16 protein-coding genes and 1 tRNA gene are annotated in these 24,445 nt (G+C 63.2%); 10 read left to right on the forward strand and 7 right to left on the reverse strand.

What is annotated here, in order from left to right:
* Nucleotides 1-86: 86 nt before the first annotated feature.
* The 3 genes from guaB to AC3EA7_RS14940 form a co-directional block, all read right to left on the reverse strand.
* The gene (gene guaB / locus AC3EA7_RS14930; protein WP_488614861.1) at nucleotides 87-1,559 is read right to left on the reverse strand and encodes an IMP dehydrogenase; all 1,473 of its coding nucleotides are present in this window, start codon (nucleotides 1,557-1,559) and stop codon (nucleotides 87-89) included.
* Between the two features lie 282 nt (nucleotides 1,560-1,841).
* The gene (locus tag AC3EA7_RS14935) at nucleotides 1,842-3,506 is read right to left on the reverse strand and encodes a glycosyltransferase family 39 protein (protein WP_488614862.1); all 1,665 of its coding nucleotides are present in this window, start codon (nucleotides 3,504-3,506) and stop codon (nucleotides 1,842-1,844) included.
* A gap of 298 nt (nucleotides 3,507-3,804) precedes the next feature.
* Nucleotides 3,805-3,878 (reverse strand) — tRNA-Gly (locus tag AC3EA7_RS14940).
* A 49-nt stretch (nucleotides 3,879-3,927) separates the two neighbouring features.
* On the opposite strand from AC3EA7_RS14940, the gene AC3EA7_RS14945 reads away from it, so the two are divergent.
* Together AC3EA7_RS14945 and AC3EA7_RS14950 are read left to right on the forward strand one after the other, a co-directional pair.
* Entirely contained in the window at nucleotides 3,928-4,860 is a 933-nt protein-coding gene (locus tag AC3EA7_RS14945; RefSeq protein ID WP_488614863.1) for a 1-phosphofructokinase family hexose kinase, read from the forward strand.
* Between the two features lie 76 nt (nucleotides 4,861-4,936).
* The gene (locus tag AC3EA7_RS14950; RefSeq protein ID WP_488614864.1) at nucleotides 4,937-5,908 is read left to right on the forward strand and encodes an AAA family ATPase; all 972 of its coding nucleotides are present in this window, start codon (nucleotides 4,937-4,939) and stop codon (nucleotides 5,906-5,908) included.
* 2 nt (nucleotides 5,909-5,910) lie between these two features.
* On the opposite strand, the gene AC3EA7_RS14955 is transcribed toward AC3EA7_RS14950, so the two are convergent.
* Complete coding sequence (locus AC3EA7_RS14955) at nucleotides 5,911-6,594, reverse strand: LuxR C-terminal-related transcriptional regulator (protein WP_488614865.1); 684 nt, start codon at nucleotides 6,592-6,594, stop codon at nucleotides 5,911-5,913.
* 278 nt (nucleotides 6,595-6,872) lie between these two features.
* Between AC3EA7_RS14955 and AC3EA7_RS14960 the strand changes: the two genes are divergently transcribed.
* The 5 genes from AC3EA7_RS14960 to AC3EA7_RS14980 all read left to right on the forward strand — a co-directional run bounded on the left by AC3EA7_RS14960 (nucleotide 6,873) and on the right by AC3EA7_RS14980 (nucleotide 19,831).
* Complete coding sequence (locus tag AC3EA7_RS14960; RefSeq protein WP_488614866.1) at nucleotides 6,873-8,129, forward strand: N-acetylmuramoyl-L-alanine amidase; 1,257 nt, start codon at nucleotides 6,873-6,875, stop codon at nucleotides 8,127-8,129.
* Nucleotides 8,130-8,275: 146 nt separating this feature from the next.
* Nucleotides 8,276-9,706 carry a hypothetical protein gene (locus AC3EA7_RS14965; RefSeq protein ID WP_488614867.1) on the forward strand — a complete coding sequence of 477 codons (1,431 nt, stop codon included), beginning with the start codon at nucleotides 8,276-8,278 and terminating at the stop codon, nucleotides 9,704-9,706.
* A gap of 151 nt (nucleotides 9,707-9,857) precedes the next feature.
* The gene (locus AC3EA7_RS14970; protein WP_488614868.1) at nucleotides 9,858-10,175 is read left to right on the forward strand and encodes a cell division protein CdpA domain-containing protein; all 318 of its coding nucleotides are present in this window, start codon (nucleotides 9,858-9,860) and stop codon (nucleotides 10,173-10,175) included.
* 61 nt (nucleotides 10,176-10,236) lie between these two features.
* Nucleotides 10,237-17,025 carry a tetratricopeptide repeat protein gene (locus AC3EA7_RS14975; protein ID WP_488614869.1) on the forward strand — a complete coding sequence of 2,263 codons (6,789 nt, stop codon included), beginning with the start codon at nucleotides 10,237-10,239 and terminating at the stop codon, nucleotides 17,023-17,025.
* 202 nt (nucleotides 17,026-17,227) lie between these two features.
* Nucleotides 17,228-19,831 (forward strand): tetratricopeptide repeat protein, encoded by a 2,604-nt coding sequence (locus AC3EA7_RS14980; protein WP_488614870.1) that lies wholly within the window; start codon nucleotides 17,228-17,230, stop codon nucleotides 19,829-19,831.
* A gap of 166 nt (nucleotides 19,832-19,997) precedes the next feature.
* Here AC3EA7_RS14980 and AC3EA7_RS14985 read toward each other — a convergent pair whose 3' ends face one another.
* The 3 genes from AC3EA7_RS14985 to AC3EA7_RS14995 form a co-directional block, all read right to left on the reverse strand.
* Complete coding sequence (locus AC3EA7_RS14985; RefSeq protein WP_488614871.1) at nucleotides 19,998-20,612, reverse strand: Uma2 family endonuclease; 615 nt, start codon at nucleotides 20,610-20,612, stop codon at nucleotides 19,998-20,000.
* 281 nt (nucleotides 20,613-20,893) lie between these two features.
* Entirely contained in the window at nucleotides 20,894-22,330 is a 1,437-nt protein-coding gene (locus AC3EA7_RS14990; RefSeq protein ID WP_488614872.1) for a glycosyltransferase family 4 protein, read from the reverse strand.
* A gap of 2 nt (nucleotides 22,331-22,332) precedes the next feature.
* On the reverse strand, nucleotides 22,333-22,800 hold the full coding sequence (locus tag AC3EA7_RS14995) for an NUDIX domain-containing protein (protein WP_488614873.1): 468 nt from the start codon (nucleotides 22,798-22,800) through the stop codon (nucleotides 22,333-22,335).
* Between the two features lie 128 nt (nucleotides 22,801-22,928).
* On the opposite strand from AC3EA7_RS14995, the gene AC3EA7_RS15000 reads away from it, so the two are divergent.
* Genes AC3EA7_RS15000 through AC3EA7_RS15010 form a run of 3 tightly spaced genes read left to right on the forward strand, consistent with a single transcriptional unit; the run spans nucleotide 22,929 to nucleotide 24,442 of the window.
* Nucleotides 22,929-23,066 (forward strand): hypothetical protein, encoded by a 138-nt coding sequence (locus AC3EA7_RS15000; RefSeq protein WP_488614874.1) that lies wholly within the window; start codon nucleotides 22,929-22,931, stop codon nucleotides 23,064-23,066.
* 6 nt (nucleotides 23,067-23,072) lie between these two features.
* Nucleotides 23,073-23,909, forward strand: coding sequence for a metallophosphoesterase family protein (locus AC3EA7_RS15005; protein ID WP_488614875.1), 837 nt, complete (start codon nucleotides 23,073-23,075; stop codon nucleotides 23,907-23,909).
* Entirely contained in the window at nucleotides 23,906-24,442 is a 537-nt protein-coding gene (locus AC3EA7_RS15010; protein WP_488614876.1) for a hypothetical protein, read from the forward strand. Before AC3EA7_RS15005 ends, AC3EA7_RS15010 begins: the two co-directional genes overlap by 4 nt.
* Nucleotides 24,443-24,445 lie beyond the last annotated feature (3 nt).

The raw sequence follows: 24,445 nt of genomic DNA on the forward strand, positions 1-24,445 counted from the left end.
GCCGGTCACGTGTTGCCGGGCGCGGTGCGGCGCCGGCTGGAAGCCGCGACGTTGCGCCTTCGTATGGTGAACGCGCCTCGCATCGCTCACCGCCGCTCATAGTTCGGCGCTTCCTTGGTGATGGTCACATCGTGGGGATGGCTTTCGATCAATCCGGCCATCGAAATGCGAATGAAGCGCGCATCGCGCCGCATCGACTCGATATCCTTCGCGCCGACATATCCCATGCCGGATCGCAGACCGCCGACTAGCTGGAAGATCGTATCACTGAGCGGACCTTTGTAGGGCACGCGCCCTTCGATCCCTTCCGCCACGAGTTTGCGCCCCGCGCCTCCCTGGAAGTAGCGGTCGCCGCTGCCGTGCTGCATCGCGCCGATTGACCCCATACCGCGGTAACTCTTGTAACTGCGCCCTTCGTACAGGATCGTTTCGCCCGGACTCTCCTCGGTTCCGGCGAGGAGTGAGCCGATCATCACAGTGCATGCTCCGGCGGCGATGGCTTTAGCGATGTCGCCGCTGTAGCGAATGCCGCCATCGGCGATGATCGGAATGCCAAACCGCGACGCCACTCGCGCACATTCGGTGATTGCGGTGATCTGCGGCATCCCCGCGCCAGACACTACCCGCGTGGTGCAGATGCTTCCCGGTCCCTGCCCGACTTTCACCGCATCAACGCCGCGTTCGCACAATGCCGCCGTCGCTGCGCCGGTTGACACGTTCCCGGCAACCAGTTGCATCTCTGGATAGCGCTCACGAATGCGCAGCACCGCATCGAGCACCCCTTTCGAGTGTCCATGCGCCGTGTCAATCGCCAGGACATCCACCCCGACCCGCACCAGCGCATCGGCGCGCTCCAGATAATCGCCGGAGGCGCCAATCGCCGCGCCGACTCGCAGCCGCCCGTGCGCGTCCTTGCAGGCGTTCGGGTACTCGATCTGCTTCATAATATCCTTGACCGTGATCATTCCCGACAACTTGCCACGCCGGTCGACCACCAGCAATTTTTCGATCCGGTGCTCGTGCAGAATCTGTTTCGCCTGTTCGAGCGTCGTGCCTTCGGGCACGGTAATCAGATTGCGCGTCGTCATCAGTTCACGGATCGGGCGGCTGCGATCAGTCTCGAAACGCAGATCGCGGTTGGTCACGATGCCGATCAGATCGCCATCCGGTGTAGTGATCGGAATGCCGGAGATGCGGTACTCCGCCATCAGATCGAGCGCATCGCCAACGGTTTTGTCCGGTCCCATGGTGATCGGATCGATGATCATGCCGCTCTCGGAGCGTTTCACCTTCCGCACCATTTCCGCCTGCGCCTCGATGGACATATTCTTATGGATGAACCCGACGCCGCCCTCACGCGCCAGCGCAATCGCCAGGCGATGCTCAGTGACAGTATCCATGGCGGCGCTGGTAATCGGAATATTGATCCTAATGGATCGAGTCAGTCGCGTAGTAACATCAACCTCGCTCGGCAGAACCTGTGATTCTGCGGGGATCAGAAGCACATCGTCGAACGTCAACCCTTCGCGAGCGTACTTATCATCCCAGTCGATCGTCACGTCGTCCTCCTTCCGGGGTATGAAACAAAAGACCCTCTGCGCACCGGGACGCAGAGGGCAAGGTGGCATCCGCCCAATCGTCGATTGGCAGATGACAGCGAATCAGCAGTCGTATTCCAATAGATGTTTTCCTCAATACCATAGCGTAGTAGTATACTCGTTGCAACCGGGATCGTCAATGGTCGGATTCGGTTCCGGTCCGGGCACGAATGGTCAGGCAGCGTCCTGGCGCTGCTGAACCTTTGCTCAGGTCCGGCAAGCCTTACAGAGGCTTTCACCTCCTCAGCGAGGGCTTAGCCCATAGCGATCTGATACATGAATTCGGTACAGTTGTCCAGTGAGATGATGCGCCAATCGCGCAGGCTCTCCAACCGCCACGAGTTCGTCCCATCGCCGAGCATTGGGAGTAATTTCATCACGCCGCCCGCTCAAATAGTAGACCGTATCGAACCCTGCGGCGCTCAACCGCTCGATAAGGTAATCAAGATCGGCGCCATCATCAACCAGAAAAATCATGCGTTCGTCATAGAAGATCGGCGCCAGCAGCGGCGGACCGTACCACGTATCGGTGATAATCGCTGATGCTCCGCTCTGCGCCACCGTCGTGAGCAAGGCATGGTTCGCCGTATTGAGGGCGCGAAGCTGGCGCAACCCTGCATATTGCGACAACGAGGCGACGAAGAGTAAAATGGCGGCAACACCTGCAACGGCTGTGCCAACCTGCGGCTGGCACAGCCATGAGCTTGCACGCCAAAACCCTGCAATTGTCAGCGGCGGAAGCGCCAGCAGCAGCATGCGCGGACCCCACTGCGCACCGCCGTCGGGCAGTGGCGTTAGCCAGGCTAGCGTAATAAAAGTCAACCCGAATGCTGTCAGAATCAAAGGCGCTTCTGCGCGATCTGCATTCGGGGCAACCGGAAAACAACACAGTAATACCACTGGAAACGTCATCAGCAGCGTCGTTTGCATCCCGCCGCCCGACGTCGCCTGAATAATCGCAGCAACCACTATCGCCAGGACAGCGGTGAGCGCGAATCCGACATTCGCTACGCGCTGCGTGCGCCATATTGACGTGATGAGAGCGACCATCGCCATTGCCATCACTACGCCAACCAGAACCGGTTCGCCCTGCGGCACAAGCAGGAGATCAGCCCATGCCAGGCGCATCATCAACGGATCGCTCACTCCCCGATACTGTGCTGCACCTGCAACCAGCACATGTGGACCGACTGCCGCGCCAAATGTGATCTGGTTGTAGGTCAGCAAGGGCAGCATTCCTGCCACTGCGCCAATGCCAATCCAGCCAGCGGCGCGCAGCGCCTGTGAGCGCCGGAGAAGCAGAACCGCACTCATCAGCGCCGGCGCCGCCAGTACGGCTTCGTTGCGCAACCACACTGCCGCGCCAATAGCGATGCCGGCGCCAAAGAACCGGCGCCGCTCATTGCGATGATACCCTTCCAACGACTGCCAGAGAGCAAGGGTTGTCAGCAACGTCGCTGGCAGATGTTCCCAGAAAATAACGCTGTAAAACAACAAAGGCGATGTCAACGTCAGCGCCAGAGCCGCGAGCAACGCCCCTCCCGGACCAAGCAACGGACGAGCGATGCAAGTGCAGATCAAAGACAGCGCAGCGAGAGAAACCAGCGGAACCAGGTATAACCCGGCAAACCCAAAGAAAAAGAAGGGAACGCTGCTGATCAGAGCGAAGGCGTCCGAAAACATTGCATAGGTCTGCCCGCCGTGCTGATAATATTGCCCTCGTAACGGACTGACCCTGTCATCCTGATCGATCGCCGCACCGGGGTAGATCAGCGCACTACTGCTGAATTTGTTCAACAGAAGGCTCTGCACCTGAATCAGCTTCACCCCCTGATCGGTAGACCAGAACCCGTTGAGTGGTCCAACATATCCAAAAAGCAATGCACTGGCAACGAGTAGAGGTATCACGAATGCGACCACCTCTGGCCAGTAGCGTGCAAGAGAAAAACGTCCCACAGATGTTCTACCCATAACGTGCAGAAGTCGGCTCTGGACATGCTAATGGGAAGATCAGTCTAAACCCGGAAATCAAGGACATGGAGCAGCTAACGTTGGCTTCGACAGGCTCAGCCAACGTCAGCCGCAAGATGGTCAACACCGGCAATTCTTGTGCAAGTTGTGCACTCTATCAGTTCTCAGTTCTCACCAAACATCACAAAACCGTCCCCTTCCGGAGACGGTTCCGCGCGCCAGAGATGGTATCATCTGGTACGGGAGACGGGAATCGAACCCGTGACTTGAGCTTGGAAGGCTCTCGCGTTACCACTACGCCACTCCCGCGTTGCACTCTGATTCTAATCAGGTATGGCAGAATCGTCAAGAGGTGTCGATGCTTCTCACTGTCACCCCTAATCCAGCCATTGATCGCGTTCTGATCGTTCCCGGGTTTCGCCACAGCGATGTGTGCCGTGTTGTCGAGCGAATCGACTCAGCAGGCGGGAAAGGGTTCAATGTTACACGCGCCGCACGCACCCTGGACATTCCGGTGCATACGTGCGCCCTGCTCGGCGGCGACAACGGCAGGCAGATTGCAGCCCTGGCTCAAGCGGAAGGTCTCACAGGCGCATGGAGCTGGCTTAGTTCCGGCGAGTCACGCATCTGCCTGCTGATTACCGATCCCGACGCGCGTGACCATCTGACGATTAACGAAAGCGGTCCAACTATCAGCCCCGCCGACTGGTCTCAGTTTGCAGGACTGGTCTGGCACGAGGCGCGCGGCGCTGCGTTCATTGCGATCTCCGGCAGCGTTCCGCCTGGCGTGACGCCGGCGCAGTATCTCGACCTGGTGCGCGGCCTGCCGCCGGCGACGTTTGTGTGCATCGACACCAGCGGGGCGCCCCTGGCAGCCGTGCTTGATCTGCCGGTCAATCTGCTGAAGATCAACATGCACGAACTGAGCGCTGCGCTTGGGAAGATGATTGCCACGCCGGATCAGGCGGGCGCTGCGGCGGCTGAGGTAATGCAACGCGGTCCGCAGCGAGTGATTGTCACGCTTGGCGCGCAGGGAGCAGTGGCGGTTGACGCACACGGCGCCTGGCACGCACGCACGCCGCCGCTCGATCCGATCAGTCCCGTGGGCAGCGGCGACGCAGCCCTGGCGGGAGTCATTGCAGTGCTGCACAACGGCGGCTCACTCGCCGAGGCGCTCCGCATGGGAGTTGCATGCGGCGCCGCCAATACGCTGATGGTCGGCGCCGGACGGATGCGACGCGACGATGTGGCGCGACTGCACGCTGCGACGGATCTGACGGCGCTGCGATAGTTCCTGAACCGGAAAACCGGGGCATTGAATGGTATACTACCAGTACCCTGGAACATCCGTACACGGAACCTCTGGAATGGAAGACGTCAAAACAATCGTCGAACGCATTGCCGCCAACGTCGAGCAGGTGATCATCGGCAAGCGCCGCGCCATCGAGCAGGTGTTGACCGCGCTGCTCTGTAAAGGGCATGTTCTTTTGGAAGACGTGCCTGGAACCGGCAAGACGATGCTTGCCAAAGCCGTCGCGCGCTCGATCGGGTGCCATTTCAAGCGCATCCAGTTCACTCCCGACCTGCTGCCATCCGACGTGACCGGCATTTCGATCTTCAACCAGCGCACCCACGAATTCGAGTTCCGCCCTGGTCCAATCGTGGCGCAGATTGTGCTGGCAGACGAGATCAACCGCGCAACGCCGAAGACCCAGAGCGCGCTGCTCGAAGCCATGGAAGAACGACAGATCACCGTAGACGGCATCACCCATTCGCTGCCGCAGCCGTTCCTGGTGCTGGCAACCCAAAACCCGATTGAGTACGAAGGAACCTTCCCCCTTCCCGAAGCGCAGCTCGACCGTTTCTTTCTGCGCATTCATCTCGGCTACCCGGAGCGGAACGACGAAATCGCCATTCTGCGCCGTCAGCGCCAGTCGCACCCGATCGAGACGCTGGCACAGGTCGCCGCCGCCGAAGAACTGATCGACCTGCAGGAACGCATCAAGTCGGTCTATGTCGATGAACTGATCGAGGAATACATCGTATCGATCGTCACCGCCACCCGCAACCACGAGGATGTCTACCTCGGCGTCAGTGCGCGCGGATCACTGGCGCTCTACCGCGCAGCACAGGCGCACGCAGCAATCCTCGGACGCGACTATGTCATCCCCGATGACGTCAAGGCGCTGACTGAACCGGTGCTGGCGCACCGTCTGATTATCAATCCTTCGGCGCGCATTCGCAATGTCAGCGCCGCTGATGTGGTCTCGGACGTGGTGAAGGCGGTGGCGGTGCCGGGCGCTCGCGCCGGACGCCGGTTCGAGCGGGTAGTGCGGTAACGCTACCTGAGTCGCGGCTGGCGAGCAACGCCGGACAACGTGCCATCGGCGGTATGGCGCAGGAAGAGCAACCCGGCTTCCATCCGGTTGCTCACTTTCAGTTTCGCCAGAATATTGCTCACATGCTTCATCGCTGTGTTGTAGGTGATGTCCAGCCGCGCAGCGATCTCGCGATTTCCCAGCCCTTCGGCGATGAGTTGCAGAATCTCCAGTTCGCGCGATGTCAGTTCGCTCAAACTCGCCACCGGACCGCTGATCGCCGGCGGGCGCGCGGCGCGGCGCAGCACTTCGGCAGGGAAGAGTAACTGCCCATCCTGCAGGCGTCGCACCGCCTGCACATACGCGGTTGACTGCAACTCTTTCGACAGGCACCCCGAAGCCCCCGCCAGAAATGCCTGTCCCTGCAACTCCAGCGCTTCGTGTTCATAGGCGACCAGCAGCAGAATGGACGTCTGCGGCTGAAGCGTGTTCAGCATATGCACATACTCGAACACATCCCCGCCCGGTAGATACCGGTCCAGCAGAATGATCTCCGGTTCAGCGTCGATCATGCAGCGATCAAGACTTTCGAGGGTGTCCGCCTCACCAACGATGACATGACCCGCGCTCCGAAGATGGTGCGCCAGGCTCTGTCGAAACAGATGCTGCTGGTCGGCAAGCACAAGACGCGCGCGCCGCGAAGCCATGGTGCGTCCTCAAAATTATCAACAACAGAATGGAAACTACGAGAGCAGCAGCATGCCAGCCCGCCCCTGTCGCCTGCTCCCCATTCCTCAACGCCATGAGAGAAATAGCATACCAGACATCCGATTGTCACCCCTCAACTCATCCGTTTCCCGATACCTGAACCCAGTAATCGCCGTCTTCCATCTTTCTGGAATTAAAAATACACAAATCCATCATAGCACACCATTTCCCCATCATGCTATGGTGCATATGCACATGCTAACGAGATTTCAACGAAATGACAATCGCAATCAACACGTCTATTCGCTCTCCCAACTATGGATCACGCCACGGACGATCGATCTCGATGATCGTCCTTCATGCCACGGCGGGCACGGCGCGCAGTGCGCTGGCATGGCTGACCAACCCGGCAGCGCGCGTATCGGCGCATTACCTGATCGACAAAGGAGGGCAGATCTACCGCTTAGTGCCCGATGAATACGCCGCATGGCACGCCGGGCGCGCCGCATGGCGCGGCGAAACGGCAATCAACGAGATCTCGCTTGGCATCGAACTCGAAAATGCCAATACCGGTCGCGACCCCTATCCGACGGCGCAACTGCATGCCCTTATTCAGTTGACGCGCGAAAAAGTTGTGCAGTACGGCATTGCGCCGGATATGGTCGTGCGCCACCTGGATGTGGCTATTCCGCGAGGTCGCAAAAACGATCCGGCCGGCTTCCCCTGGGCTGAGTTTCTCCATCACGTCTTCGCCGAAGCGCCCATTGCTCCGCCGGATCGCCCGACTCCGCCAACCAGACGCGCTGCATTCAGTCAGGTTCTGCTGAGCGAAGCATACCGTCAGGTCGGCGCCGTCGAATGGCCCGACTGGACAATGACTCGCACGGCGCGGATGGCGCATCTTGGGTTGCCGGTCGCACCGTCGTTCGAGGTAACGGTGGCAGGACGCAACTACATCGGGCAGTCGTTTGGGCGCGAGACGCTGGTCAGCCCGATCGCCGAATGGAAGCGCGTCGACCGCCTGAGTATGCTGACCGCGCCTGAACAGCAATCGCTGCGTGAGGCGCTGTTGCAGGCAATCTACGCCCAGGCAGGCGAGACCTATCGACCAGACTGGGCATTTCATCAGTACGCGCTGAATGAGTCGATCGGACCGCCGTTGAGCGCAAGTTTTCGCGTGCGCGTCGGCAGTGACGAGTGGGTGGCGGCGATCTACGCGCTCGATGTCCTGTACAGCCCGGTTGGGCGCTGGAAAGAGATTGGTCGTCTCAGCGAACTCGTGAAAGAGCGCAGTGAACGCGTCTCACTGGCGCAGGCGTTGCTGGAACGACTCTACGAGCGGGCAGGCAGCCGGTGGCGCCCGACATGGCCCTCGCAGCAGTATGCACTCCGTGAGCGCCTGGGAGCGCCGCTTGGTCCCAGTTTCCGGGTGTCATTCGATGGACGTGATTACGTGGCGGAGGCATTTGCACTCGACGTGCTGTATTGCGCCATTGGCGAATGGGACAATGTGCAGCGGCTGAGCGAGCTGTGAGGTGAGAGGTGAGAGGCGAGAGGTGAGAGGCGAGAGGTGAGAGGCGAGAGGTGAGAGGCGGGAAGGTTGCAGGTTGAACGTTCAATCGAAGCGGAGTTCTTCGTGGCGCTTCGTGTCCTTCGTGGATAACAGGATGAGGCTCAACCATGTTCATTCCATTGCAGCACAATCACGCAGAAACCATTCCTTCCACCGATGCAGGACTGTTGGGGAAAGCGCATCACGTCCGGCACGTCGCCAGAGCCAGACGAGAACCCCACTTCGGCGACTATGGCGCCATTCTCTTTCGGGTGGTCCTGCTGTTGATCTGCGGCGTTGAATTGATCGTGCATGGCGTATCGCATCCGGCGACGCCGATGCTCGGCATCGCGCTGGCAATCACCGTGGGCGCACTGATCGCCGGGATGATTGTCGCCATACCCTCATGGACGCTTCTGGTCGCCGACGGGGCAGCAGTCAGCGCGCTCATTCTGGCGACAGGCGGCGCCATAAGCCCGATGCTCGTCCTTGCGCCGGCGCTGCTTATTCAGGGCAGTCTGTCGATCGAAGAGCGCGATGCGCTTTCCTCCGCCGGTATCGGCGCGATTGTGCTATTGCTTGTCGCCGCGCTCGATCCGGCGCAGGCAGGCAATCTGCTGCTCGAAATCGCGGCAGTGCACACGATCGTGAGTATTGCCGCCGTCTGGGGAACGCGCCAGGCGCGCCTGACGCTCACCCGTCTCCGCGACAACATCGCTCAGCGGAAACGCCTGGATGAGGATCGCAACGAAGCGCGACGAACGCTGGAGTGGCAGCGCCAGAATCTAGCGGCGCTCGGCGCGTGTGCGTCGCTCGATGATCTGGCGCGGTGTGCTGTCGAGCGCGCCATTGCGATAGCCGGCGTACCGACATCGCTGGAAGACGCGCAAGCGCCGGCGTCGTTCGCCCGATACGCCCTTGAGATCACCAACGTGGGGCGTCTGATCGTGCGTTGCCCGCCTGCAGAACTCAATCGTTCGCAACGCGACGCGCTCGACCATCTGGTTGCCACTGCAGCGCAGCGCGCAGTCGCGCTCCATGCCATCGACGTGCTCGAACGTCATCACCAGGCATTGATGGCGCTGTGGGAAGGGGCAGGCATCCTGCGCGCCGCCCCCCATCTCAATCCCACCCTGCTGGACGTCTGCCAGCGGATCGCTGCTGCACTCGACCTAGACTGGATGGCGCTGATCGGTCTCGATGAACGCCAGACGCTCACGCCATTCCTGATCGCGCGCGGACGCGACCAGGGTCCCTCGCCGCGTCTGCAACCGGCGCATTTCCGTCTGGCTGCTGAAGTGTTGCGCAGCGGGAGGTCGCTGGTCCGTGCCGAGCAGGAGCGAACGCTGGCGTTCCTGCCGGTGCGCGTGGCGGGCGAACCATCGCTCGTGCTGGCAGCGCGCGGCGCCGTGGACGATGCCGCCCTGCAAGCGCTCCTCCTGTTGCTCGGCGACCTGATCGGCGAACGATTATTCCCTGGCGACCGACGCCTGCAACCGCAGGCTACCGGAAGCGAAGCCCTCCCGCGCAGGCGAGAGCAAGTGACAACGGATTCATGAGTCCACTGCAAAAAGGCTTAACCACAAAGGACACGAAGCGCACGAAGGCGAATAAAAATGAAGAGCATCTCCTTCGTGGCTAGCTTTTTGCAGTGAAGTCATTCATGTCTCAACGACTGAGAGCGACATCCACTGAGCCATGGGGTGTTCTATGACGACAACCATCCAGATCGGTATGGCAATCACCCTGTTCATCACCGGCATCGGCATGCTGATCTGCGGTCTGGTGATCATTATGACGCGCGAATACCAGGAAGCGATGCGATCACTGGCGGGGCAATCATCGCGCCTGAGCAGCAAGTCGCTGGCGGACATCGGGGTCCAGGCGGCGCTCGATGGGGCGACGCACCTGCTCGAAGCCATTACCCGCCTGGTGCAGACCGCCATCGGCACCGGCGCATTTCTCTGCCTGCTCGGCACGATCCTCTGTGGACTGGCGTTCTGGATGATGATGATGATCAACGCATAACAGGCGCAGCAGCCTGCTGGAAGGCGCGCCGCCAGATGAACGGCGGCAAAGGAAAGAACGTATGGCAGTGCAACTTGCTGGTTGGGCGCATAAGTATCTCGAGGCGCTCTGCGCACAGCAGCGCTTCAGCGCCGCGCGGACGGTCGCACCGCTCTGGCTGGCATCGGATGCCAGCCATCCGACCGAAACGGGGAAGCCGGTCTCTGCGCCGTTGACGATTCAAATGGCAGCGGAAATCTTCCCGCGTCTGGCGCTGGTCGGTCCGGCAGGGGCCGGCAAAACGACAACGCTGCGTGCGCTGGCGATCGGGCTGGCGGAAGCATTCCTTTCGGGCAATAGTCGCACAGCATGGAGTAGCGCAAATGCTCCTCTTCCCCTGTACATCGAACTGGCGCGTTTCCAGGGAAGCATCGAAGCGACATTGGCGACCGAGTTCGACATTGGAGCGCCGCCGCCGCTCGACGAACTTGCGCGTGAGCGTCCGCTGCTCTTCCTGCTCGATGGACTGGACGAGCTTCCGCCAACCACCCAGCTTACCAGCCTGGCGGCATTGAGCCACACCCTGACAGCAACCGGCGCTCAGACACGCTGGATCAGCACGTGTCGCAGCGAGTACCTGGCGCTGTTCCGTCCCTGGTTGAACGGCGCCGAAGTGCGCTCCCTGCAACCGCTCCGCCCGCGCGATGTGATTGCACAGGTGCAGCGTCAGGTCGGCGATGTGGCAGCAGCCTGGATTCAGCGTAACGAAGATTTTCTGCACCTGGCGACGCGCCCGCGCTGGCTCTCGGCGCTGCTCGAAGCGCGCGCGGCGCTGAATGCGCCCATTCAGAGCCGCGGACAACTCCTGGCAACCTGGATGCCCGCGCTGGCGAGCGCAGCGCTGACGGCGCACCCGCGCTCGATCCCGCCGTCACATGCGGTGCAGGCGCTGATTGCCATCGCACACCTCCTCGATCACCAGGGTCAGAACGAACTCACGTTCGACAACACGATCACCGCTATCGAAGTAAGCGCCTATGTAACCAACAACTCGCTTACGGCGGGCGCGCTGCACCAATCCACATCGGTGAACGGGCGAACACTGCGCGCCGTGACCGGTGAAACCGCGCTCCTGGCTTTGATCGACGCCGGTATCCTGACATTCGATGCCGAACGGCACACGATCGGCTTCCGTCATCCCGTGCTGCGCTCGTTTGCGCAGGCGTTGCTCCTGGCGCGCACACGCCCCGATCAATGGCCCGCTTCCATTCTGAGCCGCACCTGGACGGACGCAGTGATCTTTGCCTACAGTCTCTCCGAGGATCGTGAGGCCGTCGTGCGGCGTCTGCTGGCGGCCGGCGCCGTCGGACTGACGGCGCGCTGCCTGATCGACGCAGAAGCGCCTGCACATTACGACGAACTGCTCGAACGCAGCGGATCGCTGACGCCGCCGTTGCGCGTCATGATCGCTGACGCCTTTGCAGCCGAGGGACTGGATCGCGCAGCGCTGGAGCAACTGGAGCGCGCCGGCAACGAAGGGTACGACGAAGCCGGGCTGTTCGGTCGCCTGGGCGATCTCTACAGCCGATCCGGTCAGTGGCGGCTGGCGCGCGTCGCTTATGAGCAGGCGCTGGCGCGCGAAGCCGACGACCTGCGCTACCGGCAGCAACTTGGCGTCGTGTGCAGCCGGATGGGTGAGCTGGAACAGGCGGCGGCGGCGCTGGAAACTGTTCTCGACGCACAACAGAAGCGGTCGGCGGCGGCGGCGCACGAATTGGGGCACGTCTACCTGCAACAGGGGCGTTTCGCGCGTGCGCTGGAGGCATATCGCCACGCGGCGCAGCAGCAACCCGGCGAACCGGCGTACCGGCGCAGCGTGGCGATGGCGCTGCGCCGCCTGGGGCGCCTTGATGAAGCAAAGGCGGAGTTGCACGACCTGATCGCCGGGTCTGGCGACGATGCCGCAACATATGCAGAACTCGGCGAGGTCTATGCCGAAGCCGGGCGCGGCGCAGAGGCGGTCGAGAGTTATGCGCGCGCCGTTGCCCTGCGCCCCGATGACCCATGGCTCTATGCACGTCTGGGGCGGATGCGCCGCAGCATCGGCGACCTGCCTGGTGCGCGCGCTGCACTGCAACGCGCGGTCGAACTCCACTCCTCCGATGCCGCTGTCCAGGACGAATTGGGACAGGTTCTCGCGGCATGCGGCGAGATAGAAAGCGCCCTGGCAGCATACCGCGCCGCCGTCTCGCTCGACCCGCAGTGCGCTGCGTACCACCGCCGCCTGGGTGCGCTTCTGCGCGATTGCGGTGATCTCGACGACGCTGCGGCAGCACTGCGCGCCGCGCTCGAATTGCGCCCGGAGAGCGCCGAAACCTACGGCGAGATCGCCGAACTGTTGTGGCGCACCGGTGAGATCGAACAGGCGCTCGACGCTTACCGGCGCGCCCATGCCCTGGCGCCAGACTCGCCCGATCACGCGCGCGCGCTGGGTCTGGCATACAGCCGCCTGGGGCGGGCGCGCGACGCCGAACGCCTGTTGCGCGAGGCGCTGGCGCTGGCGCCGGAACGCGCCGATCTCCACTACGACTATGGCGTTGCCGCCGAAGCCCTCGAGCAGTGGGATACGGCGCTCACGGCATACGAACAGGCGGCAAGGATCGACCCGCAACGCGCCGATTATGCCCGCGCCGCCGGTGCGCTCCTCCTGCGACGCGGCGATCGCGCGCGCGCGCGGTCATTGCTGGCGGCTGCGCTCCGCCGCACCCGCCACGACCCCGAAACGTGGTTTCAGGTGGGAATGCTCCACACCGCCGCCGGAGCGTGGCATCTGGCAGTGCGATCCTTCCGGCGCGCCGCGCGTTCGAGCGGTAGTGCACGGTATGAAAGCGCGCTTGGCAGAGCATATCTGCACCTCGGCATGGCGAACGAAGCCTGCGCAGCCTTCGAACGCGCACTTCTCCTGCAACCCGATGACACTGACACCCTCGACGCCTATCAGTCCGCCCTGGAAACATGCGGACGTCTCGATGCGGCGTATGCCATTGGGCGACGGGTTGCGCGTCTCGCGCCGGGGAATGCAGCGATTCAGCAACGCGCCGGAAGTCTGGCGCTTCGCCTGGGGCGCGTGAACGAGGCGCTGGAATTGCTCGACCGGGCCGTGGCGCTTGACTCGCACCTGGTTGCAGCGCATATCGAGCGGAGCCGGGCGCTCCTCGCCGCCGGACGGGCGGAGGCGGCGCTGGCAGCCGCTCAACAGGCAAGCGCCCTCGCGTCCGATCAGGCGCAACCGGCAGCGCTGGCGGCGGAAGCGCTCATCGCGCTTCGACGTGATGACGAAGCTCGTCCATTGCTGGAACAGGCGCTGGCGCGCGATCCAAACCTCCTGCCCGCCTGTGTGGCGCTGCGCGACCTGCTGGCGCGCGCCGGCGACTATGCCACAGCCGTGAACCTGGCACAGCGCGTCGTGGCGCTCGCGCCCAACGATGCCTTCCACCACACACGGTTGGGAGAATTGCTCCTGGAAACACACAACCCGGCGCATGCGGAACAGGTGTTGCAACACGCACTTCACCTGATCGCCGACGCTGATGGCAAAGAGGAACAGAACCAAAAGATTGCGCACATCTATGCACTACTCAGTCGCACCCGCATCCGCGCATCCGATTGGGGACAGGCTGTGACATACGCGCGTGCGTGTGTTGATCGCGCTCCGGGCAACAGCGAGTATCGCGCACTGCTCGCCGATGCACTGGAGGGCGCCGGCGACCTTGCAGCGGCAGTCGCCGAACTGGAAAGCGCCGCCGCTGCCGAACCCGACCGCGTCGACTGGCAGCAACGTCTGGGGCGTTTCCTCTACCGCATCGGCGACTACTCAGGAGCGCTCAACGCGCTGCGCCGCGCGGTTGCCAGTTCCGGCGCCGCCGAGGACTACTACGCGCTCGGCATGTGTCTGCGTGCGCTCGACGATCTTCCGGCGGCAGCCGAAGCGCTCGAACAAGCGTTGCGCCTGCGCCCCGACTCGGCCGCCTGGCGCGTCGAACTGGCACTGGTGCATCTGGAGCGCAACTGGTATGGCGAAGCCCTAGCAGAACTCAATCATGCGGTTGCCGCTGCCCCCGATCTGCCGGAAGTGCGTCGCGCTCGTGCTCGCGCACTCATCGCAATCGGTCAGATCGACGACGCACGCGCCGATCTCGTCGAGGCGCTGCGACGCGATCCACGCGATGCTGAAAGTTATGTCCTGCTCGCTGAAACGCTGCTTGCACTCGGACGCATATCCCAGGCGATCGACAGCGCCCAACGCGCAGTGGCGCTGCAACCCGATAGTCCACCGTACCGGCGCGTGCTGGCATGTACGCTGCGTGCCGGTGATCGGCGCGCCGAAGCCATTGAACACCTCAGCAGCGTGGTGAATGATGACAGCCCGGCGCAGTGGTGGGAAGAACTCGCCGATGATCACCTGGCGCTCGGCGATCTTCCTGCGGCTCGGAAAGCGCTCGAACACGCCGTCGCCGCTGCGCCCGATCACGCCGGGGTGCGCTTCCGCCTTGGCGATGTGCTGCTCCAGATGGGCGAGCCTGTCGCTGCTGCCGCGCAGTTGCGCACTGCCATCGCCCGCCGCCCCGACTACGCCGTCGCCCATGCCCGTCTTGCCGAGGCATTGATCGCCGGCGCGAGCGGCAGCGCAGATGATCCCGCCGCCGCGCTCGAAGCCGCGCGACTCGCCGTTGCGCTGGAGGGGCACTGCGCCGACCACTGGCGCGTCCTTGGCACGGTATTGCGGGCACAGGGCGCCATGGACGAAGCGGTTGAGGCGCTGCGCCGCGCCCACGAACTCGCCTCCGAGTCGGCGCCTGCCGCATTTCTGCTTGGGCTGACGCTCCTCGAACAGGGAAAGCCGGCGGCTGCCGTCGCTCCGCTTGCGGCTGCGGTTGCGTCGGCGCCCGACCGGGCGGCGCATCACGGCTATCTCGGCATCGCGCATCGTTCGATGATCGCAACCATCGTCGAACCAGACGAATTGCGCACGGCGCCGTCCAGCCGTCGCGCCGCGCTGACCATTGCGCGGCGGTCGTTGCAGCAGGCGATCACACTCGATCCACACTGCGCGCGCTGGTGGTACGAACTCGGACTGACCGGGCAACAATCCGCCGATCACGCGCCCGCCGTCGAAGCATTCGAACGCGCAATCGCGCTGGTTGACAATCAAACCGCCAGCGTCACGTCGGGAGTCTACCCGCTGCCTGCCGGCATCGAACGAACAACAATCCTGCGCAGTCGTGCGCTGTCGCTCTATCTGGTCGGTCGCCTCGACGAAGCGCGCGCCGATCTCGAGGCGCTGATTGCGCACAATGCAGCACTGCCATCAGATCGTTACCTGTTGGGGCGCATTCTCCTCGACTCCGGCAATGCTGCGGCTGCGCGCGCCGAACTGAGCGCTGCGGCGAGCGACCCGTCGCATGCTCAGGCGCGCCTGTTCCTTGGACGCGCCTGCCTGGCGGTGAATGATCCCCAGGCGGCGATTGACGCCATCGAGCAGGCAGCCGCCCTTCGCCCCGATCACGCGCCAACGGCGGCTGCGCTCAGCCAGGCATACGCTGCCGCCGGGCGGCATGAACGCGCAATTGCCGCTGCACAACGCGCTGTCCGGCTCGACTCCTCCGCAGGCGAGCACCATTACCTGCTTGCGACGCTCTACGCCGCCAGCGGACGACTCCAGGAAGCGCGCGCCGCTCTGATCAACGCATTGACCCTGAAACCCGACGTTGCCGCCTGGCATGCGCATATGGGCGATATTTGCCAGCGTATGGGAATGCTCGACGCGGCGCGCAGCGCCTATGCGCGTGCCGTCCACCTGGCGCCCGACCATGCCGACTATCGTTATGCGCAGGCGCGTCTCTTGCAGCAGCAGGGACGCATCGACGAGGCGCGCCAGGTCTTTGAGCAAGCGCTGAAGCACGAACCGCAGCAGGGCGCCTGGCACTACGAACTGGCGGAACTGCTCCGCCAGCAGCGTGATCCGGCAGCAATCGAACATTATGCCGCCGCCGTGCAACTCGCGCCCGACGAGCCGCGCCACTGGATGGGGCTGGTCGAAGGGTTGCTCGAGCGTCACGAGCATGACGCGGCGCAGGAAACCGTTGAGCGGGCGCTGCTGCGGTTTAGCGACCATCCCGCGTTACACGCCGCTGCCGGCGCGCTTCAGCAAGCGCAGGGCGAAATCGAGCGCGCCGCATGGCACTACGAGCGCGCACTCGAGCGCGACCCGCAGAACGCCAGGTACTGCTGGCAACTGGGGCGCGCTCACCTCGAACTGGGCAACCCGGATGCCGCTCGCGAGTTGCTCGAACGCGCCCTGGCACTCGATCCTGGCTCGGCGGACGCGCATGCGGCCATCGCGCGACTCTTCGCGTCGGAAAACGATAGCCGCGCCGCACTGATCCACAGTCAGCGCGCCGCAGAACTGCGCCCCAACGATCCGGCGCTCCAGATTCAACTTGCGGAAGCGCTGGCGCATTTGCGGCGCTTTGAAGAAGCGCGCCAGGCGCTCGAACGCGCACTGCAACAAGCGCCGTCCGATCCTGAAGTGCTGGCGCGCTACGGTGAAATGGCGTTGACCGTCGGTTTGCCTCACGAAGCGTTGAACGCCTTCGAACGAGCCATCGCGCAGCGCCCCGACGAAGCGCGCTATCACTTCTTCGCCGGGCGCGCGCATCGTCGGCTGAAACAGTACAGCCGGGCCATCGAACGGTTCCGCCGCGCAGTCAAGCTCCGTCCCGGCTACAGCGAGGCGGTGATCGAACTGAGCACCCTCGGACCGCTGGCATTTGTCGCGCAACATTTACGCGGCGAAAGCGATGCCGCCTAGTCGGTTTCCTTTGTCATCGACAACAAGGAGGTACACCATGCTTCTGAAAATGTACGAGGTCCCTTTTCCCAACCCGCATCCTCCCGACCCGGAACCCGATCCGCCGCCGGACTGGGCTATGTGACGCGCTCTGATGAAGATGAAGAGGCTGTGAGCTGATGAAGATCCAGAAAAACGTTCATCGAAAAGGAAACGTTCTGCTATGACTACTGCCGCGTCTTCGTTGGAGACCATCGAATTGCCGCATCTGGTGCGCGCCATTGAACTGGCGCTGCGCCTGGGCGATCCTGGCGCTGCCTGGCGCGCGGCGCACGCGCTCCGGCGCGTCGTTCCCGAAGCGATTACGCCCCAGGTCTGGCTGGGACAGGCGTTGCTCGACGCCGGAAACGCCGCTGTCGCGGTGGATTATTTCCGGCGCGCGCTGCGCCTGAACCTACTCGATGCGGTTGCCTGGGCAGGGCTGGCGGGCGCGCTGGCGCGCACCGGTCAGACAAAGGCGGCGGCGGCGGCGTTGAGTCGCGCTGTGCTGCACGATCCGCTCGGAAACGCAGCGCTTGCGCCGGGCATCGCTCCCGAACCATCCTCTGCCGGGAAGGGGATCGAGTACCTGCGACGCGGTCTTGCCGAAGTGGCGGTTGCGGAACTGGCAGCAGCGCTCGCTCGCTCCCCGCGCCGCGACGACCTGCGCCTCTACTACGTCGAAGCGCTGCGCCGCAGCGGCGATCTGACCGGCGCCCGGCACGCGTTTTCGCAACGCGCAGCATCGGACACGGGACATCTACCGGCGCTGCTCGTGCGCGCTGCGCTTTACGAGCATGACGCTGCGGCACAACGACGCTGCGCGGAGTATGACCCCGACGGGCGCCTGACACGCCGCTTCTTTGCTCCCGAGTCTCCTCCCTGGACGCTGCCGCCGCCTCTCGCCGTGCGCTGGAGTGAAGAGTTCGATCCCGTGCTGCCGTATCTGGACTCGCCTGCTGTGCAGCGTGTGCCGCCTTCGACATCCAACGGTCACACACACGCCACTCAGCCAATGGCGGCGCCAAAACGTCTCCCGGAAACGAGCGCCCCGCCGACTCTTGCAACAGAAGAGAGCGACAGACAGGCCACTGCACCACACCCGCCAGTCGGTCATCGCCGCATCGTGCAACCAGAGGGCGCCGCCGATCCAGAGGTCAAAAACTTTATCGCTACAACGGAACGGGTGCGCCAACGCCTGATCGACGCCGGTACAGCGCCGAAGCCGCTGCTGCCGTATGCCGATGGTCACGCCTTCACCCAGGTGGTGCTGTCATCACGCACCGCGTTGCAGCGGCGTTTCGGCGCGGATGGGTTTACCGCACTGGATCGGCGGTTACAGCAGTACGCAATGGCGCTGCGACGGCGTGGCGTGATGACGCATATCTGCTACTGTGATGATGAAGCCTCCCTGCGACTCGATGAGGGGATTGCCGCCGCGCCGGCGCCCGCTGAGGCAGGGACGCTGCGCGACATACTGCGCACCCTCGCCGGTGCGCTCTCCGCGCGCGGACGAACGCTGGGAGCAGCGTTGCTGGTCGGCGGCGATGAGATCGTGCCCTTCCATCGCCTGCCCAATCCGCTGCCCGATGACGATGTTGTGGTTCTCTCCGACAACCCCTATGCCACCGACGACCCGGCATATGTCGCGCCGCAACGCATGGTTGCGCGCCTTCCCGATGGCAATTCCAGCGATCCGTCGCTGCTATTCGCCCAGCTCGACCGGATGACGGCATATCACTACGGCAGTCGCCCTCAGGCGCGCCGATCGCGCCAGTTTCTCGGTCGGCATCGGGCGTCCGCTGCGCCCGAATTGGACATCTGGAGCGCCGGGTACTGCGCCGAAATCTGGCAAGAGGTGTCACGCGCCGTGCTCGACGCACTAACGGCAGACGCGCCGCTCACCTCAAGCCCGCCGCACCTTGCCGAAACGCTCGATCTGCATGCGCTGCGCAACCGGCGCTTACTCTACCTCAACCTTCACGGCGCCGCCGGGCTTCCCAACTTCTACGGGCAACCCGACGCCGTCTGGCCCGGCGCGGCGACACAATTGCCGGTAGCGCTACGTCCCGATCAGATTGACACCGACGTAGCCGATGGCGCGTTGATCCTGAGTGAAGCGTGCTACGGCGCGGAACTTATCGGGCGCACGGTGGATACATCCATTCCGCTGCGCGCACTGGCGCATGGCGCGCTCGCCGTCGTCGGCGCGACGGTCAACGCCTATGGGACAATGACCGACCCTCTGATCGGCGCCGACCTCCTGTTTCACCATATGATGAAGCATCTGGCGCGTGGTGAGCCGATTGGCCGCGCCCTTCACCAGGCGCGGCTCGACTTTGCGCAGGAGATGTACCGCCGTCAGGGGTTCCTCGACGATGTGGACATCAAGACGCTGATCGAATTCGTGCTGCTCGGCGACCCGTGGGGCGCGCTCTACGATGCGGACCTTGAACCAAAACCCTGGCAGTTTGATCGCACGATTGTGGCGCTTGAGCGGATGCCAAAGCCGCGCGCCCGTGTGGTGCTCGACGAGGCGGAAGCGCCGCGCGATGCATTGCAGCGCGCTCGCGCCGTGTTGCGCCGGGTGCTGCCGCGCGGCGCAGTGCTGCCGCTGCGCATCACTGCTCAGTTCAACCCGCGCCGCCAGCGCAAGAGCGATCCCGAACGCGACCTGACCTTCAGCGCCCGCGATCACGTGCCAACCGTCGATGGACGTTCCGTGGCGCACACTGCGCATGTCACCATCAGCGGGCAGGCGGTGGTCAAAGTGGCGCTGACGCGGTGAGCGGGCTAAAGCCCTCGCTCAGGACATGGAAGCCCCAGCGGGGCTTTCACGATCTCAGCCAGGGCTTCAGCCCCGCAGCGTCTCTGCACCCAAGGCAGGGCGCGCCCGCCTGCCGGTGAAAGACACATCCCGAGTCTATGATATTACATCCACATACGTGTACTATTCACGCATCAAACACCTCATCCACCCGCACGGCAAAGCCGTCGAGCAGGCGCGAACGCGCCGCATCGCCGCGCCGGAAGACGCCATACGGCGCATACGCATCACCGGCGAGGGTCAGCACTGTGATTGTTTCATCGAGCGGATTGACGATCCAGTACTCCGGGATGTCCGCTTCGGCGTAGTCGCGCGGCTTCTCTTCCAGGTCACGCGCCGGGTTGTCGGCGCTGACGATTTCCGCCACCAGGTCCGCGCCGCGCCAGTAGTCGTTCTGCCGGCGCGGGTCATCGCTGCGCAGGAGGAGCAGCAGATCGGGTTCGCGGAACTTTCCCGGACGGATTTCGAGACGCAGCGGCGCGAACCGCACCTTGCCTCCATGGCGCTCGACATACGCTCGAAGCGCGAGGAACAATGCTTCGAGCATCGCCTGGTGTTTCTCGGTCGGCATCGGCAATACCTCGATGACCCCATCGGTGTATTCGATCAGGCGGTTCGTGTGCGCGGTCAGGGCAAGATACTGCGCGACGCTCCACGTTCCCTGAAGCGCCGTGAGGTCAATATCTGTAATCTGGTTCGCAATTGCGATCCACATTGGTTGAACGGCTGCTGTTACGGTCATCGTCGTTCCCTGCGGGCGACCACGGGGGCGTCGGGGCGATCCGTCACCGCGTCTCTTCCCGCGTCCCGATGCCTGTTTTCCCTTCATCACCCTTGCTCCCCTTCTCCCACAGCAGGCGAAAGGGGGGTTGGCGGATGTTGATGGTAGTGTAGCACAGGAATCGCTGATATGTGACCTTCGACGTATGTCCGGGGACGGCTGCTATAGAACCGGATGTAGCCTGCGGAGGCAGGCTTCGCAACCACAGACCGCGGCTTGAGCCGCCGGCGTCTGCCGCCGGACTATTCGCGCCCGAACCCAATCTCCGCCAGCGCCCGCGCCGCCGCCTCCAGCACATTGCGATCGTCCCCGGTCATTCCCAGTTCGACCAGCGCTGCCGCAACCGCCTGCACCGGCGGCGACGGCGGCGGCGCGGGCGCGCGGGGCGCTTCGCTGTGCTGCACCGATAACGCTGCACGAGGAGGCGTAGCTGCGGTCAGTCCGGCTCCCACATCCCACAACGGCGTTGCGCGCAACGGTCGTATGTCGCCCCAGCCGCAGTGACGCGCCAGAAACTCGACGTATGCGCGCGCCGCGCCTTCGAGTGTATGGCGGCGCGCAACATACTCCCGCGCCGCCGCGCCTATCGCCGCCGCCACGTCAGGACGCTCCGCCAGCAGACGGCAGTACGCCAGGATCAGGTTGCTCTCCGATCCGTCGGGGTCAACCTGCGCCGCCACCCCCGGCGGCAGTTCGGTGAACGCGCCGGTGGCGGTCACCAGCGTCGGACGACCGGCGCCGAGCAGCCGCAGCAGGCTCGCAGACGTCTCTCCTGCGGTCGGATGGCGCAGATTCAGGCAGATGTCGGCGGCAGCGACATAATCTTCGAAGATCGAACGCGGCACATAGCCGGTGATCGTAACGGCTTCGGTCAATCCCAGCCGTTCGACAATACTCCGCGCATCGTAGTTTGGCGAGATGCTGCCGACGAGCAGGTAGTGCGCATCGGGACGAACGGCGCGCAGATCGCGCAGCGCGCGCAATGCCGGTTCCAGGCGCTTATATGGATTGACATGCCCGAACGACGCAAGAATGAGCGCATCCTGCGGCAGCCCAAGACGCTCACGCGCTTCGTGACGGGAAATGAGCGGCGGCGGTGGCACACCCATCGGCACGAGCGCCGTCGCCAGTCCCGGCTTAAGCGCCGTTGCGCGATCCAGCACATAGCGGCTATGTGCCAGCACGCCGGTAGATCGTTCGAGCACATCTTCACAGAACGGAAAATCGAAGGCTGCTTCGGGAAAGCGCCCGCGCAGCATCAGTTCCGCGACATGTGCGCCCTCATCGCCGTACCTGCGGCGCATCTCGGCGCGATAGCGGTCGATCTGCCCGCGCACCGCCACGATCTCCTGAAGCATAAAATGGTGCAGCACAAAGTCGTGCAGCACCACGATGCCAGGGGTGCGCTGCAACGCGCGCCAGATCCCCAGATGCGCCGGGCTGTTGCCCATATGGTAGATGATCGCATCGAACGGACGGCGGCGATGATCCCGTTCGAGCCGGCTGACCGGACGGATCTCGACGTGCTGCGCCAGATACGGATTCGTCGGGCGTAGCCTGTCCTCGACGTAGAGAGTGACGTCGGCATACATGCCGAGGTATGGCAACAGTTCCTCGCTGTAGTCCGAAATGCCCGAAGGAGCCGGGTTGACCGGCGAGGCATAAGCGAGACGTTTCATCACTAATCGAACACTGCTTCAATGCGCCCCATAAACGCATCACGCAGCATACGCACATAGCGCGGCATCAGCGGCGGCAGACGGTCCGGCGGGTAATAGGCGAGCGACACAAACTCAGCGTGGTCGGGTTGGAGGCTGCCGCCGGTCACACGGCAGGCGAAGAAGGCGCTGACGATCTGCGCCTGATCGCCGTTCGGGTAGGTCCATTCAAATTCGCGCCCGGTATACAGCCCGATCAGACGCTCGACAACGACGTTCAGACCGGTCTCTTCGAGCACTTCACGCACCAGGGTGCGCGCCGGCGTTTCTCCCAACTGCACCACGCCGGACGGCGGCGCCCAGAGCATGACGTCAGAACGCTGACCAAGTAACACGTGCCCCTGTTCGTTGCAGATGAACGCGCTTGCCGCGAGTTGGAGCAGGCGTTGGTGACCGACATAACTGCGCAGCCAGGCTGTGTAATTAATCATTCGTCGCCTTCGGATGAACTCTTTACCACCAAACGCTAACGGTTTGCAATTATACCACCGGCACAAACAACCAATTTTGTGCTACAATCGCAACAGGGCAATGTGAGATAGACAAGCGGGAGGCGCCTGTGGAAACCTTTGTCTACATTGTGAAGTACACCTTCATCACGGCGCTGGCAGTCGAAGTGGTCTTGATCGCCCGCGCGATCATCGGCGTGGCGCTGGAAAAGGCACGGGCTGCGAAATCCGTCTCTGCCACGGAGTAGCCGTTGGTGCGTTCTGTTCTCATGCACATTTCCGACCTGCATGCCGGGCGCACGTTTCATCCGCGTGTCGCCGAGCGGCTTGCCCGCGAAGCGCACGATCTGCGCCCCGATCTGCTGGTCATCTCCGGCGACCTGGTGCAGCGCGCCGATTTTGTGGCGCAGTGGGAAGCAATCATTCAGTATCTCCGGCAATTGCCCGAGCCGCGCCTGATCGTGCCGGGCAATCATGATGTTCCCTTGTTTCACCTTGTGGAACGCCTCTTTCGCCCACTGGATCGCTATCGGCGCCATATTTCGACCGATCTCAACCCGGTATTCGAGCGTCCCGGCCTCGTCGTTATTGGCGGCAACAGCGCCTATGGCTGGACGATCGACGGCGGGTATGTGTCACGCGAGCAACAGCGCACCATGGCGCAACTCTTCGCCCGCTACCCGGACGATGTCTGCAAGATCGCAGTGCTGCACCACGGCGTCGTGCGACCGCCGGGGTGCGAGAAGCGCAGCATCGTGCGCAATGCCGCCGAAGTCACGCAGATGCTCGAGCAGAGCGGCATGGACGTGATGCTCTGCGGGCATCACCATGTGTCGTATGTCGGCGTCGCGGGCAATGCAAAACGCTTCATCATCTGCCAGAGCGGCACCAGTGCGTCGTGGCGCATTCGGGAAGGCGAATGCGGCAAAAATGCCTACAACGTTCTGACTATCGAAGAGGCGACCATTCACATCAGCATGCGCCGGTATGTCGAAACGAGCGGACGGTTCGAGCCGCTTGGCGAGTACGAGTTTCAACGGCGCGGCGCCTGGTTGCCCGTCCATCGACGCAACGCACCACAGACCTTATGACGCAGGAACAAACCTCAGCGCAGAAAAAAGTCGATACCGTTCCGTTGCCGCCGCTGCCAGAACCGCCGCCAGCGCCACGCCGCACATCGCGCTGGACGATGATTGGCGCTGGCGTCGCAGCACTGGCGATTGCAGGGGTCGCGCTCTGGTGGTTTACCCGCCCTCCCGACCCGATGAGCGACCCGCGACCGGTGCAGACGGTGCAAAACTTTGTTGCCGCCACCGAAGCGCGCGATGTCTCACGGATGCTCTCCTACGTCGAACCGACCGATCTTAAGCGGCAGATCAGCCCGGAACTGCGCTCGTACATGGAATATATCACCGACCTGCAGTTCAACAATGAGACCTATACGCTGCTCGACAACAATGGCTCGATTGCGCGCGTTCGCTTGACCGGCATGGTGCGCTACGCTGTCGATTACGGCTCCGCATATTCGGGTGAACGTCCTTTCGATACGATCTTCGAACTGGTGCTGCTGGAAGGTACATGGTACCTGCGCAGCCTGCAATTGCCGGAACTGGAACAGCAGTAGAAG

This window comes from Roseiflexus sp. (assembly GCF_057785375.1).

Bases quoted from the DNA above. Each gene is read 5' to 3' on its own strand.
- AC3EA7_RS14945 (WP_488614863.1), top strand. From the start codon at position 3,928: ATGCTTCTCACTGTCACCCCTAATCCAGCCATTGATCGCGTTCTGATC.
- AC3EA7_RS14950 (WP_488614864.1), top strand. From the start codon at position 4,937: ATGGAAGACGTCAAAACAATCGTCGAACGCATTGCCGCCAACGTCGAG.
- AC3EA7_RS14955 (WP_488614865.1), bottom strand. From the start codon at position 6,594: ATGGCTTCGCGGCGCGCGCGTCTTGTGCTTGCCGACCAGCAGCATCTG.
- AC3EA7_RS14960 (WP_488614866.1), top strand. From the start codon at position 6,873: ATGACAATCGCAATCAACACGTCTATTCGCTCTCCCAACTATGGATCA.
- AC3EA7_RS14965 (WP_488614867.1), top strand. From the start codon at position 8,276: ATGTTCATTCCATTGCAGCACAATCACGCAGAAACCATTCCTTCCACC.
- AC3EA7_RS14970 (WP_488614868.1), top strand. From the start codon at position 9,858: ATGACGACAACCATCCAGATCGGTATGGCAATCACCCTGTTCATCACC.
- AC3EA7_RS14975 (WP_488614869.1), top strand. From the start codon at position 10,237: ATGGCAGTGCAACTTGCTGGTTGGGCGCATAAGTATCTCGAGGCGCTC.
- AC3EA7_RS14980 (WP_488614870.1), top strand. From the start codon at position 17,228: ATGACTACTGCCGCGTCTTCGTTGGAGACCATCGAATTGCCGCATCTG.
- AC3EA7_RS14985 (WP_488614871.1), bottom strand. From the start codon at position 20,612: ATGACCGTAACAGCAGCCGTTCAACCAATGTGGATCGCAATTGCGAAC.
- AC3EA7_RS14990 (WP_488614872.1), bottom strand. From the start codon at position 22,330: ATGAAACGTCTCGCTTATGCCTCGCCGGTCAACCCGGCTCCTTCGGGC.
- AC3EA7_RS14995 (WP_488614873.1), bottom strand. From the start codon at position 22,800: ATGATTAATTACACAGCCTGGCTGCGCAGTTATGTCGGTCACCAACGC.
- AC3EA7_RS15010 (WP_488614876.1), top strand. From the start codon at position 23,906: ATGACGCAGGAACAAACCTCAGCGCAGAAAAAAGTCGATACCGTTCCG.